Origin of the sequence: Halomonas sp. KM-1, assembly GCF_000246875.1 — a bacterium.
Classification (GTDB): Bacteria; Pseudomonadota; Gammaproteobacteria; order Pseudomonadales; family Halomonadaceae; genus Halomonas; species Halomonas aerodenitrificans.
The window spans coordinates 48,805-62,969 of the sequence record NZ_BAEU01000136.1 but is presented as its reverse complement, the minus strand read 5'-3'; the positions used below and the strand labels follow the sequence as shown (position 1 = coordinate 62,969).

The following is a 14,165-nucleotide window of genomic DNA, read 5'->3' as shown; positions in this document are numbered from 1 at the left end:
TCTAAATAGCGGCAAATCTTTTCACCCAGCAGTAGAAAGAGCGATACGATGACCGCAATGCCAAGTTGGAAAAGCCCCGCCTCATAGGCAGCCGCACCGACGATATTGGCAAATTGAATAGCCTGAAAAAACAGGTAGAGGCCGACGACGGTGCTTAGCACGGCGGCTACACGGAACGCGTTGGCCAAGGTGAAGAGACCGTGATGCGTATCAGTAGTGGTGTCCTCGGTTTTGGTGTTTTCCGGTGAACTCATTACCTCTCCTTTTAAATCACTGTATCCATTTGATTCAAAATGAGCTGATATCGGTATGGAAATCAGCGCGTCGGCAGTGGTTATCGGCGAGATTGTGAGTAACTTTAGCGAACCCTATTGAAGAGGCTCGGACACCGCCGAGCCTACCGGCTGGGTGACATCCTAGACTGGCCCGAGTCCGTATGAATCGGTAATTTCTGATTAAGAAATTTGACATTTGTCAATTTTTTGCTCTCTTTTCCTCAATTCCGTTCTTCCCAGGCCGATAAGGTCTATAGGCAGGCCCGGCCTGCCTATGTGCTAGCACAACGATAACGACAGCCTTCACTGAGCGTTCTGTTCGCCAAAGGTTGCCTGGCAGGAGAGCAAGGGATGAATTCCATAACGCTGACCAACATCCATGATGCCGAGCCTTTGTGGTCGGCGGAAAAATCGCATGAGCCGACGCCACGCCCGGAGCGACTGGGCTTCAGTACCCGCTTGACCTTGATGATTGTCTCCTTGGTGCTCATCTCGGTGATGTTGGTGGCTGGCCTGGTTTACGCCCAGTACCGTCAGTCCTTCACACAAGCTACCGTCAATCAACTGCAGGGTACCGGCGAAATGATGGCCGGTGCCTTCACCCAGTGGCTCGGTGCCCGCCAGGATGAGATCGCCTTCGTGGCGGGGCTCGACCCCGTACGCCAAGTAGAGGTCGAACCTCTCCAGCACCTGCTGACGCGCCTTGCCGAACAGAGCGGCTACTACGATACGATCTTCTTCGTTGGCGCCGACGGCGTGGGAGTAGCGGGGGTGAGTTTCGAAGGGCGTGCCGCTGTGATGTCTGCGGAGGAAGCCGCCGAGTTCCAGGTGGCAGACCGCGCCTGGTTCCGCGAGGCGATTCAGGGCCAGCCGGTGTTCTCCCAGCCGCTGGTGTCGCGTGCCACCGGCAATCAGGTGAGCAACGTGGTGGCGCCCGTGTTTGGCGATAACGGCGAGGTGGTAGGGGTGGTGCGCGGTGCGGTGCGGCTCGACGTCTTGTTCGAGCGTATGGCTGAGATGTCGCTCGGCGGAAGCTCCGACACTTATCTGCTGGGTGGCGATGGCATGCCGGTGACCCCGGTGGCGGCGCTGGCGGGTGAAAGCCGCGAGCTGGCTACCCAGGCGGCGGTGGCCATCGGTGCCGGTGAGCACGGGGTGGGCCGCTACGCAGACGCCGCCGGTACTCCGGTGATCGGCAGTTATACCTTCCTGCCGCTGCTCAATTGGGGGCTGGTGGTGGAGGTGCCCGAGCGCGAGGCCTTGGCCGAGGTGTCCCGGTTGTTCTGGATTCTGGTGGGTATCACCGCGCTGATCGTTTCGATCGCCGTGCTGGTGAGCCTGGGCGTGGTGCGTTCGGTGGTGAAGACCCTGGGGGGCGATCCTCGGCGGGCTGCCGATGTGGTTCGGCGCGTAGTGCAGGGCGACCTGACCATGCGAGTGCCGGTTAAGCCCGGTGACACCACCAGCCTGCTGGCACATATGCATGAAATGCAGCAGAAACTGCAGGCGATGATGAGCGACATTCGGCGGACTGCCGAATCGGTCAGCGTGGCGAGCAGCGAGATCGCTCAGGGCAACGAGGACCTGGCCAGCCGTACCGAGGAGCAATCCTCTTCGCTGGTCGAGACGGCATCGAGCCTAGAGCAGATGACCGCCACCGTTCGCCAGACGGCCGAGTCCTCCGCTCAGGCGCGTGAGCTGACTGTCGATCTCGATGAGCAGGCGCGCAATGCCAGTGGTGTGGGGCAGCAGGCGGCTCAATCCATGGGTAGCATCAAGCAGGCCAACAAGCGGGTCGAGAGCATCGTCGAGGCCATCGACGGCATCGCTTTCCAGACCAATCTACTGGCGCTCAACGCCTCTGTGGAAGCGGCGCGGGCTGGCGAACACGGCCGTGGTTTTGCCGTGGTCGCCACTGAGGTACGCAACTTGGCGGGCCGCTGCTCGGCCGAGGCCAGCAAGATCCGCGAGCTGGTCGATTCCAGTGTTGCAAGCGTCGATGAGGGCGAGCGTCTGGTGGGTATGGCAAGTCAGCAGCTGGCGAGTATTGCTGAGGGGGTGCAGCGGGTCTCGAGCTTCATCAGCGAGATTGCTACCGCTGCTACCGAGCAGTCGTCTGGCATCGAGCAGATCAACATGGCGGTTAGCCAGCTAGACGAAGTAACACAGCAGAACGCTTCGCTGGTGGAAGAGGCCACCGCCGCTAGCCACTCCCTGAGCGATCAGGCACGGGAGCTGGCGAGGCTGGTACAGCGCTTCAAGGTCGATGAGGGTAAGACGTTATCCCAGTTGGCGTGATACGAATGGCCACCGCTTAGCTTATACTGCACGGCGGTGGCCAGTCTCATCATCATGCAAGCTCAACGGCCTCGCCGTGATGGCGCTCCGGGTGACGGGAATCGGTTACTATTGGTGGCGTTCCGATCTGCCGGGTGCCCTTTCCCCATGCCTAGTATCGATGTCGTCATCGACCTGTCCGCCGAGGCTTGCCTGGCTCACTATGAGGGTCGGGTAGGGCAGGTGCTGGCCTATAGCCTCGATGGCCGCCGGGTGGTGTTTCCCGCTGAAGCGCTGCGGCGCGTGGTGACGCGTGACGGTGTACACGGCACCTTTCGGCTCTCGTTCTCCTCAGAAGGTCGCTTTCGCGCGATTGTCCGCCTGAGATAGCCGCTCCAATCGAAATAGCGTTTAATCTTCGCTCTGTTTGTCGAATGTCAAACTTCGGCATCTCGTTAGGTTGTAAGAGCTCTGATATAACCTGGTCCGTGCCAATCGGCCAGCTTCGGGTGGCCGTGTACAAGGACCCTATCATGTTTACCAGCAAATCGCGGGAACCCCGCGAGTACCAAAATCGTGGCCTGGACGCCCTGGCCGAACCGCCCGAGGTAGGCCACGAGCTGTTCGTCGGTCTGAGCGCTCTTCGCGATACCCTGAGCAGTCGCCACCATACACGGGACTTTGCCTTCGCTCATGCCCGCTACCTGCGCAGCCGAGTGCTGGCGCTAGGGCTCATCTTTGCGCTGCTTTCGCCACTGTGGATCGTGGTGGACACTTTGGTACTACCGGTCGAACTTCTGCGTTATACGTTGCTGGGACGGGTCATGCTGATGCTGGGACTGGTGGGGGTGCTGGCGCTGGCCTATCTCAGCCGCGAGCGAATCCGGCGCATTCGTTTCAGCGCTGGCATGCTACTGGCGCTCCCGGCGGCCTTCTACTTGCTGGTGTTGGTCATCCTACCGCAGGAGCAGTTGGTAAACCTGGTTGGCTATGGCTTCATTCCTTTCCTGCTGGTAGCGGCACTCAGCGTGTTTCCCTTCACGCTGTTGGAATCCTTGGGGGCCGGCCTCGCCATGCTGGGGCTACTGGCCTTTGCGCAACTGACCGATGGCAGTTGGCTGAGCGGACAAGGGGTAGAGAGCCTCTGGTTACTGGCGACCCTGTTGGTAGTGTCCCTGGCGGCCAACCATTTCCAGCTCAGCCTGCTGTTACGGCTCTATCGCCAGGCGACCCACGACCCGCTGACCGGTCTCTTCAACCGGGGGGCGCTCGAGGTGCATCTGAGCAAAGTGCAGACCTGGCAGCGCGCAACCGAGGGGCAGGGGAGTTTCGGTAACGTGCCCTGTTCGTTGTTGATGCTGGACCTCGACCACTTCAAGCGTATCAACGACAGCTACGGGCACTCGGCGGGCGATAGGGTGCTGTGTCAGTTCGCGGACCTATTGGTGAGGCAGACGCGTCGGCACGATTGTGTTGCTCGCTATGGTGGCGAGGAGTTCGTCATCATTCTGGTGGGCAGCGGTGAAGCTAGAGCGATGGAAGTTGCCGAGCGCATTCGCTATGCCGTGGAGAAGAGCGAATTCACCGACCACGACGGCAAGATCATAGCGGTAACCACCAGCATCGGTGTGACCTGGCTGCTGCAGGACGAGCCGCCCCAGCAAGCGCTGAAACGTGCCGATGAGGCGCTGTACCGGGCCAAACGGGAGGGGCGCAACCAGGTCATGGGGGCTAACGATCCTTTGATTGGAGAGTGACGCCCCCTCAAGTCTTTCGACCACCTGCCGATATTCGATTTCATAGAGAGTCGTCTAGCGGGGTCCTGATGCCCAACAATTCACAGCAGGTAGCGTTGCATACCTGGCTGCTACTCGTGCCGCTTCTGCTGCTGGTCATGGGAGGCATCAATGGCCTGGCGAGCTGGCAGCTTCCAGTGGAGTGGCAGCCGGCTTGGGTCAGTTTGCCCATCATGCTGCTGGTGGGCGCCGGTCTGCTGGCAACGCTGCTGGGTCGAACCAAGATGGCACAGTGCTGTGGAGCACTGTTACTTCCGTTCGGCCTGTTCGCTCCCGCGCTGACCTGGCTACCGCCGGGGGGAGTCGCGGTGCTGCCGCAGTACATATCACTTTCTCCTGCAACCAGCATTGCAGTACTGATCGCTTCGATCTGTCTCATGGCAGGTATCGGCTCTGCGCGAGGTCGTCTCTCCTGGTGGCTCGGTGGCGTGGGGATCGTGCTGGTCGGTGGGCTTAGCATCGTCGCTGGGTTAAGACCCGATTTGCTTATACCTAGCCCTTGGGGCGCCGCCTTTGCCACGCCATTTACTGCCTTGCCTGCCTTGCTGACGGGCACCGCCATGGTGCTGATGGCCCGCAACCCTACCGTCTCTCCTGTGCTGATTCGTAGTGTGGTCATGGCATTGGCCGGTGGGGTCCTGTCGAGCGGCCTCGCCTGGTACGCGCTCACCTGGCAGCAGTACGATGCCAGACAGCAGCACGCAGCCGAGTTGTTCAATAACTTCAAGGTCAGTGCAGAGCGCGTGGTGGACAGGCATCAGCGTGAGCTGCAACGCATGGCAGCTCGCTGGGCTGAGTTCGGAGGATTGCCGCCGCCCTCGTTTCGGCAGGTCGAAGCCGATACCTATTTCCGTGACCTGCCTAGCCTGCTATCGCTCTACTGGCAGGATGGTGAGAGCGAGCGGTTTCAGTGGGGGCGGGAAAGAGAAGTGTCGTTCCAGTTACTCAACTGGCTGGAGCAGCATGACTGGTTGCTCGACTGGTTGGCAGTCGGCGGGGAGTATCCACGCTGGGTCTTGCCCGATGCCGCTCGTCCTGAGCTGGCTGTGGTGTCAGTACCGCTGAGTCAGCTTGCCGAGGGGCGGCTGATGGCCGTTCTTGACCTGCGCCGGCTGTTGGAACAGGAAATCCATTCGCTTGCTACGCCGCTTGCACTCTCCGTTCGACGCCAGGGAAGCCTGATGGTGGCCAATCGAGTCTCGGGCGAAGTGGCGACCGAGCTTCAGCAGGGCTTTTTGATACTGCCCGGGGGAGTCACCTTGAGCGTCAAGGTTCAGGGCGATGGTCCCTTCGCGATGTCCAGTCTGGGCGAGGCAATCCCCTTGGGCGTAGGGGTGGCGGGGCTCGTGTTGAGCTACCTGCTAGCATTCAGCCTGGCCATGGCCGATCTGAGCCGCCGCCGTTCACTGGCCCTGGCGCGTACTCAGCGGCACCTGCGGGCTCAACAGCGCGTGCAAACCTTGATTGCCCGCGATCAGCCGTTGGAAGAAACGCTCGGAGCCATTTGCCGCATTGTCGAGGCGCAGGTGCCTGGTGGCATCGTATCGATCATGCTGTGCGACGAGACGCGTCTTCATCTGGATCGAATCTACAGTATCAGCTTGCCTCAAGCATACTGCGACGCGGTCACTGGTACCGCGATAGGACCGAAGAACGGTGCCTGCGGTCGGGCGGCGTATATCCGTGATTTCGTAGTATGTGCCGATATCGCTCATGATCCCAACTGGCGAGGGTTTCATGCCCTTGCCGCCGAGCACGGTCTCAAGGCGTGCTGGTCATATCCCGTGAGGGCCAGCAATTCGGAGGTGTTGGGTACCTTTGCCATCTATTATCGCGAGCCGGGCGAGCCCAGGAAAAGCGACCGGCGCCGCGTGGTCGAGGCCGCCGAGTTGGTATCCCTGGCGGTGGAGCGTGAACGCAACCGTGAGGCGCTGAGGGAGAACGAGCAGCGCTACCGCTCGCTGTTCACCTATCACCCCGATGCGGTGTTCTCGCTCGATCTGGCAGGACACTTTACGTCGGTCAATGCTGCGTGCAGCAAGATCACGGGCTACGCCATGGAGCAGCTCATCGGCTCCCATTATTCGGTGTTGGTGTTGCCCGAGGATCGTTCGCGTATCCAAGCCTTGTTCCGCAATGCGGACCCGGGCGAGGCCTTCCGCTATTCCGCCACCATTTACCATCGCGAGGCGCGGGCCGTCTATCTAGATGTGACCAATTTGCCCATCGTCGTCAATGGTAGCGTGATCGGCTTTTACGGTATTGCCAAGGACATGACCGAGCAGCATCGGCGAGAGACGGAGCTGCGTATTCTCCAGCGCAGTGTCGAGGCCAGTATCAACGGCATCGTCATTGCTGATGCCAGGGCAGAGGGAAAGCCGGTCATTTACGTCAACGAGGCGTTCGAGCGCATCACCGGCTATGGACGCGACGAGGTGCTGGGGCGAAGCTGCAGCTTCCTTCAGGGCAGTGAGACGGATCCGGAAGCGGTGGCATCGATGGGCAAGGCGCTGGCCGAGCGGCGCGAGATCAACGTCACGCTGTGCAATTACCGTAAGGATGGTACGCCTTTCTGGAACAATCTCTACTTGGCCCCGGTGCGAGACGGAGAAGGCACGGTAACGCATTTCGTCGGTATTCAGCATGACATCTCCGAGCGTAAGTCCTATGAGGCGAAGCTCTCCTTCCATACCAGCCACGATGCGCTGACGGGGTTGGCCAATCGCTCTCTGTTCGAAGACCACCTTCTGCATGACGTTCAGCTGGCCAAGCGCCATGGCCGCATCCTGGCGGTGCTGTTCGTCGACTTGGACGATTTCAAGCCGATCAATGACAGCCTCGGTCACGAAGTGGGCGATCAGGTGCTGATTCAGGTTGCCCAGCGCCTGGCGGACGAGCTGGATCCCGGCGATACGCTGGCCCGCTTCGGGGGTGACGAATTCGTCATTCTGCTGCCTGAGCTTGCTCGTGAGGAGAGTGCCATTCGTCTGGTGGAGCGATTGCTCACATGTATTCGACGCCCGTTCCGGGTTGCCGAGCATGAGCTTTACATCGGTGCCAGTGTCGGTATCGCCTTTTTGCAGGATGAGCTGGAGAATCCGGTCGAGCTCATCCAGCAGGCCGATATGGCCATGTATCGGGCCAAGCAGAAGGGGCGAAACGCCTGGGAGTGCTTCACCAGCGATATCAACGATGAGGTCAGCGCGCGGATGGCATTGCGCAACGATCTGCAGGAGGCGATCGAGGCGGAGAACTTCGAACTCCATTACCAGCCCCTGCTCGATGCCCATAGCGGCGATGTGGTCGGAGTCGAGGCGCTGGTGCGCTGGAAGCACCCCGTCAAGGGTTATCTCTCTCCCGGCCTGTTCATCCCCTTAGCCGAGGATACCGGTCAGATCGGTCCTATCAGTGAATGGGTATTGCGTCAGGCCTGTCGGGACATGTGTCGGCTGGCGGCCGAGGGTTACGGCCAGTATCGCGTTTCGGTCAACCTCTCGCCGCTGCAGTTCCGGCGGCCAAATTTTTTGTCCAACCTGCAGCAGGCGTTACTCGAGACCGGGCTTGCGCCGGAATATCTCGAGCTGGAGCTGACCGAGGGTATCCTGATGGCCGACTCGGCCGCTGCCGTCGAAACGCTGCATCGCCTACGTGATATGGGCGTCGAGGTTTCCATCGACGACTTCGGCACGGGTTTCTCCAGCCTGAGCTATCTCAAACAGTTGCCGATCGGCAAGATCAAGATCGACCGCAGTTTCGTACGCGATATCGCCACCAGCCGTCATGATGGCGCGATCGTCCAGGGCATCATCTCCATGGCGCACCATCTGGGGCTTGCCGTGGTGGCGGAAGGCATCGAAGATGCCGAGCAGCGTGACTTCCTGGCGGCGCATGGCTGCGATGTGTTCCAAGGCTTCTTCTTCGCCCGCCCCATGCCGCTGCAAAAGTTGCGTGCTTACCTGGGACAGCCGACCGTCACTAGCGAGGGCGATGCACTACCGGCCAGCAGGTTTTCGTAGACGGAAACGACAATCGTAAGACAAAAAATATCAGTGACCCAAGGGTGGAGAGGCGAGGATGGGGCAGCAAGGGGATGAATTCATTCGGGTGGGGAGTCCGAGCGAGATCGAGGTGTTGCTGGATCAAATGATTCAGCCTGGCGGTGCCTCACTGCTGCTCGACAAGCCAGGCAGTGCCCCCATGCCGGTCGTGGTCATGGAGCAGACGCCACCAGCATCGATGCTTATCGACATCACGGCGGTGCGTGAGATCGTGGGGGAACTGAAGCGGGGTATCGGGTTTCGCCTGTTGGGCCAGGTACACGGGAAGATGATTCGTACGCCTGCACTCAAGGCTCTGCAGGTAGAGGTCCTGCAAGGACGGGTGCAATGTCAGTGCGATTATCCTCACTACCTGGAAGAGCTGCAGCGGCGTGAGGCCTACCGTGCCCGGCTGCGGCTGGGTATGGAAGTGGGAGCCATCCTGCGTGCCAGTGAAGGAGTGAGCGATGCTACGGTCCAGGGGGACCTCAAGGATCTCTCGCAGCAGGGGTGTCAACTGGAGCTGCCCTCTTCGGCTGCCGCTCTGCTGGCCGAAGCGGCTCTGGTGGAGGTCGAGCTGTGCTTTCCCAATGGTAGCCGCTTCATGGTGCAGGCTGCCCCGCGCCATCAGGTGGCGGACAGTGACCGCCAGACCTTGAGAGTGGGGTTTCAGTTCCACGCTTGCAGTGCCGAACAGGAGCGCAAGCTATGGTTCTTCGTGCGTGAGATCGAGCGCGAATCATCACGCTATAGCGACGAATCCGACGTAGGGCGACTGCCCTCGATGCTGTTCCAGAGCCAATCTTCCGGTGCTTCGCCAGCGGTAGGCAGGCGTAACTTGTTGACCTATCCCACTCCCATGGCGCGACGCCTGGCGCGGGTGGCAGGCTATCTGGATGCGCAACTGCTGGAACTGCAGCAGGGCGACGACGTCGATCCGGTACAGCTCTCCCGGCATGCCGACATGCTGCTCCAACTGGCCGAGGAGGATATCGAGGCGCTGCTATTCGCGACGCGCTGCCTGAGCCAGGAGCCGGTATTGGTGCGTCACGGACTGGGAGTGGCCGTGCATATGCTGGCCCTGGCCGGTACGAGTTCGGTGCCGCGGGATGTGCGCAAGGCCGTTGCCGCGAGCGCGATGATTCATGACTTGGGTAAGGGGCTGCTGCCGTCCGGCCTGCTTGCGGCCGGTTCGTTTGGGCCGGATGAGCATACCCAGCTCAAGCAGCATGTCGATCTGCTGATGCAGCGAATGGAGCGCTGCCAATGGCTGTCGGAGAAGGTGCTGCACGCCGTGGTGGTCAGCGCCAACGAGCGACTGGATGGTAGCGGATACCCTAAGCGTCTCATGAGTGAAGGACTTTCCGAGTTGGCGCGCATGAGTGCGGTCGTCGATGTGGTGGATGCCATGCGCCGCAACCGTGCCGACCGACCGGCTTGGCGTATCGATACTGTCTATCGGCACCTGCTCAAGTCTCCTGAGCAGTTCGACCCGCGCTGGGTAAAGCGTTACGTGCAGCGCTTCGGGCTGCGTCCGATCGGCTCCTTGGTGCGTTTCTCCGGCGGTGCGCTGGGCTGGATCCAGCGCCTCGATCAGCAGGGCAAGCCCTTTCAGGTACAGCTGGCCGACGAAGCGGTTCCGCCCGCTGAGACCATGGGTGAGGTGTTGCGCGGTGATGTCGAATCGCGCCTGGGCGAGATGGTCGAGGAGGTGCCTGTTTCGACCTGACGATTCTCCCGTCAGCAGGACTAAAGTTGGCCCATTTTCTGCCGATATAGCGAAATAACCCCTAGGTCGCGGGCTTTTCACCGGAACCCTTGGCGCGAAGCCTGCCAGAATAGCTGCATGGAAAAGGAAGCGTCATGACGACGATAAGCTCACTTGGCATTGGTTCCGGGCTGGATCTCAACGGCTTGCTCGATCAGCTCAATGCGGCCGAGCGCAAGAAACTCGAGCCGATCAAGCTGCAGCAGAAGAACCATCAGGCCAAGATATCGGCCTATGGCAAGCTGCAGAGCGCGCTGACCAAGCTGCAGGAAGCAGCCGCCAAGCTTAACGATCCGAAGTTCTTCCAGAACGTCTCGAGCAATGTCGTCGGCAGCGGCGTAAAGGCGGCGGCCAAATCGGATGCGCCGCCGGGGCGCTACTCGGTCAATGTCGATAAGCTGGCTACCGCCCAGAGTATCGTCGCCAATGGTGTGGAGAGTCGGACGGCCAAGCTTGGCGCAGGGCAGATCACCTTGACGCTTGGTAACGGCACGTCGAAAGAGATCGCCATCGACCCTGCCAAGAGTTCGCTCGAGGATGTTCGTAAGGCAATCAACGACAGCAAGTCGGGTGTCACGGCGACTATCGTCAATGATGGTCAAGACAAGCCTCATCGCCTGGTGATCACGTCCAACAAGACCGGCACCGAGTCGGCGGTCACGGCGGAGTTTTCCGGCGAGTTAGCTGCCCATCTGGGGGCCGGGGCCGAGATCACGGTCCATGCTCAGAACGCGTCGCTCACCGTCAACGGCATCCAGATCACCAGCCAGACCAACCAGGTGGAAGGGGCTATCCAGGGGGTGACGCTGGATCTGGAAGAGAAGACCAAAGAGGACGGTAGTGTCACCGTGGTAGTCGAGCGCAACACTCTGGCGATACGCGAGGGCATCAGTGGTTTCGTCAAGGCTTATAACGATCTGCGCAAGACCGTCAGCGAACTTACCAGTTTCAATGCCGACACCGGTGCGGCTGGTGAGCTGCTCGGTGATGGTGCTCTGCGCACCGTAGAGTCGCGTCTGCGCGGCGTGCTGAGTGGTGGAGTTGAGCAAGGCGAACTGCGCATGCTGTCGGATCTAGGGATCACCCTGCAGCGCGATGGCACGCTTAAGCTCGATGAAGAGAAGATGAGCGGCCTGGTTGCCGGAAACCCTCAGGCGCTGGCCAGTTTCTTTGCTGGTGAGAACAAGGCGGGCGGGTTGTCGGGCAAGCTGGGAGAGACCCTGGACCAAGTGTTGCGCGATCGTGGGCTGCTTGACAATGCCAAGCGTGGGCTCGAGTCACGCATCACCGGCCTCAAGGAGCGCCATGAGCGCATGGAACGTAGCATCGAGCAGACCATACAGCGTTACCGCGTACAGTTCGGTCAGCTCGACGCCATGATCGCCAGCATGAATCAGGTCAGCGATTACCTGTTCCAGCAGTTCGATATCATGAATGCCCAGCTTGGGCGCAAGAGATAAGGGTGCCCTCGGCTGTGCCGAGGCTGACGCCACAATCATTCAAGTCATGCCACCATAGGAGAGTTTCGCCATGACTGTCATGCGAGGAGCCGCCGCTTACGGCCGTGGTGCCGGTGCCTATGCGCGGGTTGGAGTGGAAAGCGGCGTGATGTCGGCCTCGCCCCACCAACTGATCGTGATGCTGTTCGACGGTGCCCTAGGCGCCATTCGCGCGGCGCGTATCCATATGCAAGCCGGCAACACGGCGGAGAAGGGCAAGTCCATCTCCAAGGCGCTGGATATTGTCAACAACGGCCTCCTGGCCGCGCTGGACACCGAGAAGGGGGGCGAGATCGCCGAGCGGCTTGGTTCACTCTACGATTACATCGGCAGGCTGCTGTTGGCGGCCAACCTGCACAACGATCAAGAAAGTCTCGACCAAGCCGAGAAGCTTCTGGATGACATCGCATCGGCTTGGCGCGAGATCGGCAGCGCGGGAGCGCAAGGCTAAATGGCAATGTCCACCCCACGTGCTGTCCTTGACGGCTATACCCGACTCCGGAAGCAGGTTGCTATCATGCTCGAGCTGGCAAGAGCCGGTGAGTGGGACGCCCTCATCGAGCGGCAGTCGGGCTACCTGCAGCTGGCGGACCAGCTCCGGCAGCTTGACAAGGAGGCCGAGCTTAACCAGGCGGAGGTTCAGCTCAAGGCTGATCTGCTCGAGGCGATTCTGGCCGACGACCTGGCCATTCGCGAGCAACTGCTGGCACGCCGCAACGAACTCGGACAGCTGATGGGCACCAGCCGACGGCAGCGTGATCTGCATCGTAGTTATGGCAAGCAGGCAGCCTCGGTCGTCGAAGCGAGAGACAAGTTCGATCCGGAGACGCCGTGAGTGGCATCACGCCCCTGCTGGATACGCTGCTCCACCAGGTGTTGGGCAAGCGTGTCGATACGGCGCCACCACGCGACCTGAACGAGCCCGTACGCCCGGTCGATCCGGGTGAGGGCCCCCGAGCCCTGCATAGCGACTCGCGGCTGGACGGGCGACGGCCTGCCGTGGCGCCACTCCCCGGTGCGACGACTTCCACCCAGCGTGGCGAAGGTCAGACACCGCGAGCCGATGTGCTATCGCCACCCGCTTCCACCCAGACCCACTTCAGCCCCTCGGCCCGAACCATTGCCGATCTTCTGCTGCGCTTTCCCGCCCCACCTTCGGTATTGAGCGCACCTGCTCCACTGATGGGGGCGAACGAGGCGCCGGGCGCCACCACGCTGGCCGACAGGCTGCAGACAGCCATACGCGACAGCGGTCTTTTTTACGAATCGCACCTCTCGCGCTGGTATCGGGGCGATGTGAGCCGCCAACAGCTGGAGCGCGAGCCGCAGATGATGCGTACGCTGCGCTTCACGCTGGCATCGACACCGCTCGGAACCACCGGCTCTGCGCCTGCCGCACCGTTGGCCGGGCAAAAGCCATTCACAGGCATGCCGCCAGGGTCTGGCCAGGCGAGCCCGGGTCAGCCGATACCGGGGCAGGCAATGCAGGGCCAGGCGCTTCCGGGGCAGGCGGCGCAGGCAGCGCAAACCTATATCTCGACAGAATCGTTGTATCCCGCTGCAGCGCGCGGCGAGCGTCCGGGTGGTGAAGCGCAATCTGCCCACCTGGGAGCGGCAAGGGATGTTCCGATGTCCGCCGTGTCCCGTGAGGGTGGGGAGATGTCGGCGCGTGAAGTCGTAGATCCCTCGCTGCGGGCTCGCGGCGAACCTGTGCACGAAAGTCTTCAAGGGGTGGTCCGTCATCAGCTCGAGATGCTGGTAACGCCCATCCTGCGTTGGGAGGGGGATGTCTGGTCGGGCATTTTCCTGGCCTTGATGATCCACATGCCCGCCGGTGCCCGGCGCGATGGGGATGAGGCCGACAGCGGTGAAGAGGACGCCACATCCCAAGCCTGGCACTCCGAGCTCCGGTTGACGGTGCCCAAGTTGGGTGAGATTCGTGTTGCCCTGTGGTTGCAGGAGCACCGGCTCCGGCTTCAGCTGTCGAGCCGGGACCATACTGCGCTGACTGCCTTGCAGGCCGAAGTACCCGAGCTCGAGCGCCGGCTCAGGGCGGCTGGGGTCGAGACGGTATTGATCGATGCTCGTCCGTGGGAGACGGTTGTGGAGAGGGGGGGCTATGACGAAACCCAAGCCTGAGCGTCGCCGTCAGGCGGTGGCGCTGGCCTATCGTGACGGCGATGATGCGCCGCGAGTGCTGGCCAAGGGCTACGGTGACATGGCCGAGCGAATTCTGGCCGAAGCTCAGCGGCAGGGAATTTATGTCCACGATGCACCGGAACTGGTGTCGCTGCTGATGGGGCTGGATCTCGATGAGCGCATCCCGCCGATGCTCTATCAGGTCATCGCCGAACTGCTCGTTTGGGTGTACGAAGTCGCCGACACTCAGGATTTACAAAGAAACGATTAGTGTGTTCATGTAAAAAATTGTAACATGATGTATTTTCCAATCGCTTTGTCAAGTGGGTCGTGTGATTTTTTTTGTGTTGCTGCACAAGGCGTTAACAATCTAA

General features: G+C 60.9%; 11 protein-coding genes. 10 read left to right on the top strand and 1 reads right to left on the bottom strand.

All coding sequences use genetic code 11. The annotated features are described in order from the left end of the window. A partial coding sequence (locus B8115_RS16330) for a hypothetical protein (RefSeq protein ID WP_010628904.1) occupies positions 1–254 on the bottom strand: 254 nt, incomplete at its 3' end. A 372-nt stretch (positions 255–626) separates the two neighbouring features. Here B8115_RS16330 and B8115_RS16325 point away from each other — a divergent pair. The 10 genes from B8115_RS16325 (at position 627) to B8115_RS16280 (ending at position 14,062) form a co-directional block, all read left to right on the top strand. Further along, positions 627–2,573 carry a methyl-accepting chemotaxis protein gene (locus tag B8115_RS16325; protein ID WP_010628903.1) on the top strand — a complete coding sequence of 649 codons (1,947 nt, stop codon included), beginning with the start codon at positions 627–629 and terminating at the stop codon, positions 2,571–2,573. Positions 2,574–2,720: 147 nt separating this feature from the next. Next, complete coding sequence (locus B8115_RS16320; protein ID WP_010628902.1) at positions 2,721–2,942, top strand: DUF2835 domain-containing protein; 222 nt, start codon at positions 2,721–2,723, stop codon at positions 2,940–2,942. 143 nt (positions 2,943–3,085) lie between these two features. Continuing rightward, entirely contained in the window at positions 3,086–4,309 is a 1,224-nt protein-coding gene (locus tag B8115_RS16315) for a diguanylate cyclase (protein WP_010628901.1), read from the top strand. 68 nt (positions 4,310–4,377) lie between these two features. Then, positions 4,378–8,364 carry an EAL domain-containing protein gene (locus tag B8115_RS16310; protein ID WP_010628900.1) on the top strand — a complete coding sequence of 1,329 codons (3,987 nt, stop codon included), beginning with the start codon at positions 4,378–4,380 and terminating at the stop codon, positions 8,362–8,364. A 58-nt stretch (positions 8,365–8,422) separates the two neighbouring features. Continuing rightward, positions 8,423–10,114 carry an HD domain-containing phosphohydrolase gene (locus B8115_RS16305; protein WP_010628899.1) on the top strand — a complete coding sequence of 564 codons (1,692 nt, stop codon included), beginning with the start codon at positions 8,423–8,425 and terminating at the stop codon, positions 10,112–10,114. Between the two features lie 134 nt (positions 10,115–10,248). Then, positions 10,249–11,613, top strand: coding sequence for a flagellar filament capping protein FliD (gene fliD, locus B8115_RS16300; RefSeq protein WP_010628898.1), 1,365 nt, complete (start codon positions 10,249–10,251; stop codon positions 11,611–11,613). A 70-nt stretch (positions 11,614–11,683) separates the two neighbouring features. Beyond that, the gene (gene fliS, locus B8115_RS16295) at positions 11,684–12,103 is read left to right on the top strand and encodes a flagellar export chaperone FliS (RefSeq protein WP_010628897.1); all 420 of its coding nucleotides are present in this window, start codon (positions 11,684–11,686) and stop codon (positions 12,101–12,103) included. Positions 12,104–12,169: 66 nt separating this feature from the next. Next, positions 12,170–12,487, top strand: a complete 318-nt coding sequence (locus tag B8115_RS16290) for a flagellar protein FliT (protein WP_010628896.1) — start codon at positions 12,170–12,172, stop codon at positions 12,485–12,487. Continuing rightward, positions 12,484–13,791 (top strand): flagellar hook-length control protein FliK, encoded by a 1,308-nt coding sequence (locus tag B8115_RS16285; protein ID WP_141638632.1) that lies wholly within the window; start codon positions 12,484–12,486, stop codon positions 13,789–13,791. The genes B8115_RS16290 and B8115_RS16285 overlap by 4 nt, the downstream gene beginning before the upstream one ends. Then, positions 13,772–14,062 carry an EscU/YscU/HrcU family type III secretion system export apparatus switch protein gene (locus B8115_RS16280; protein ID WP_010628894.1) on the top strand — a complete coding sequence of 97 codons (291 nt, stop codon included), beginning with the start codon at positions 13,772–13,774 and terminating at the stop codon, positions 14,060–14,062. Before B8115_RS16285 ends, B8115_RS16280 begins: the two co-directional genes overlap by 20 nt. The last annotated feature ends 103 nt before the right edge of the window (positions 14,063–14,165 follow it).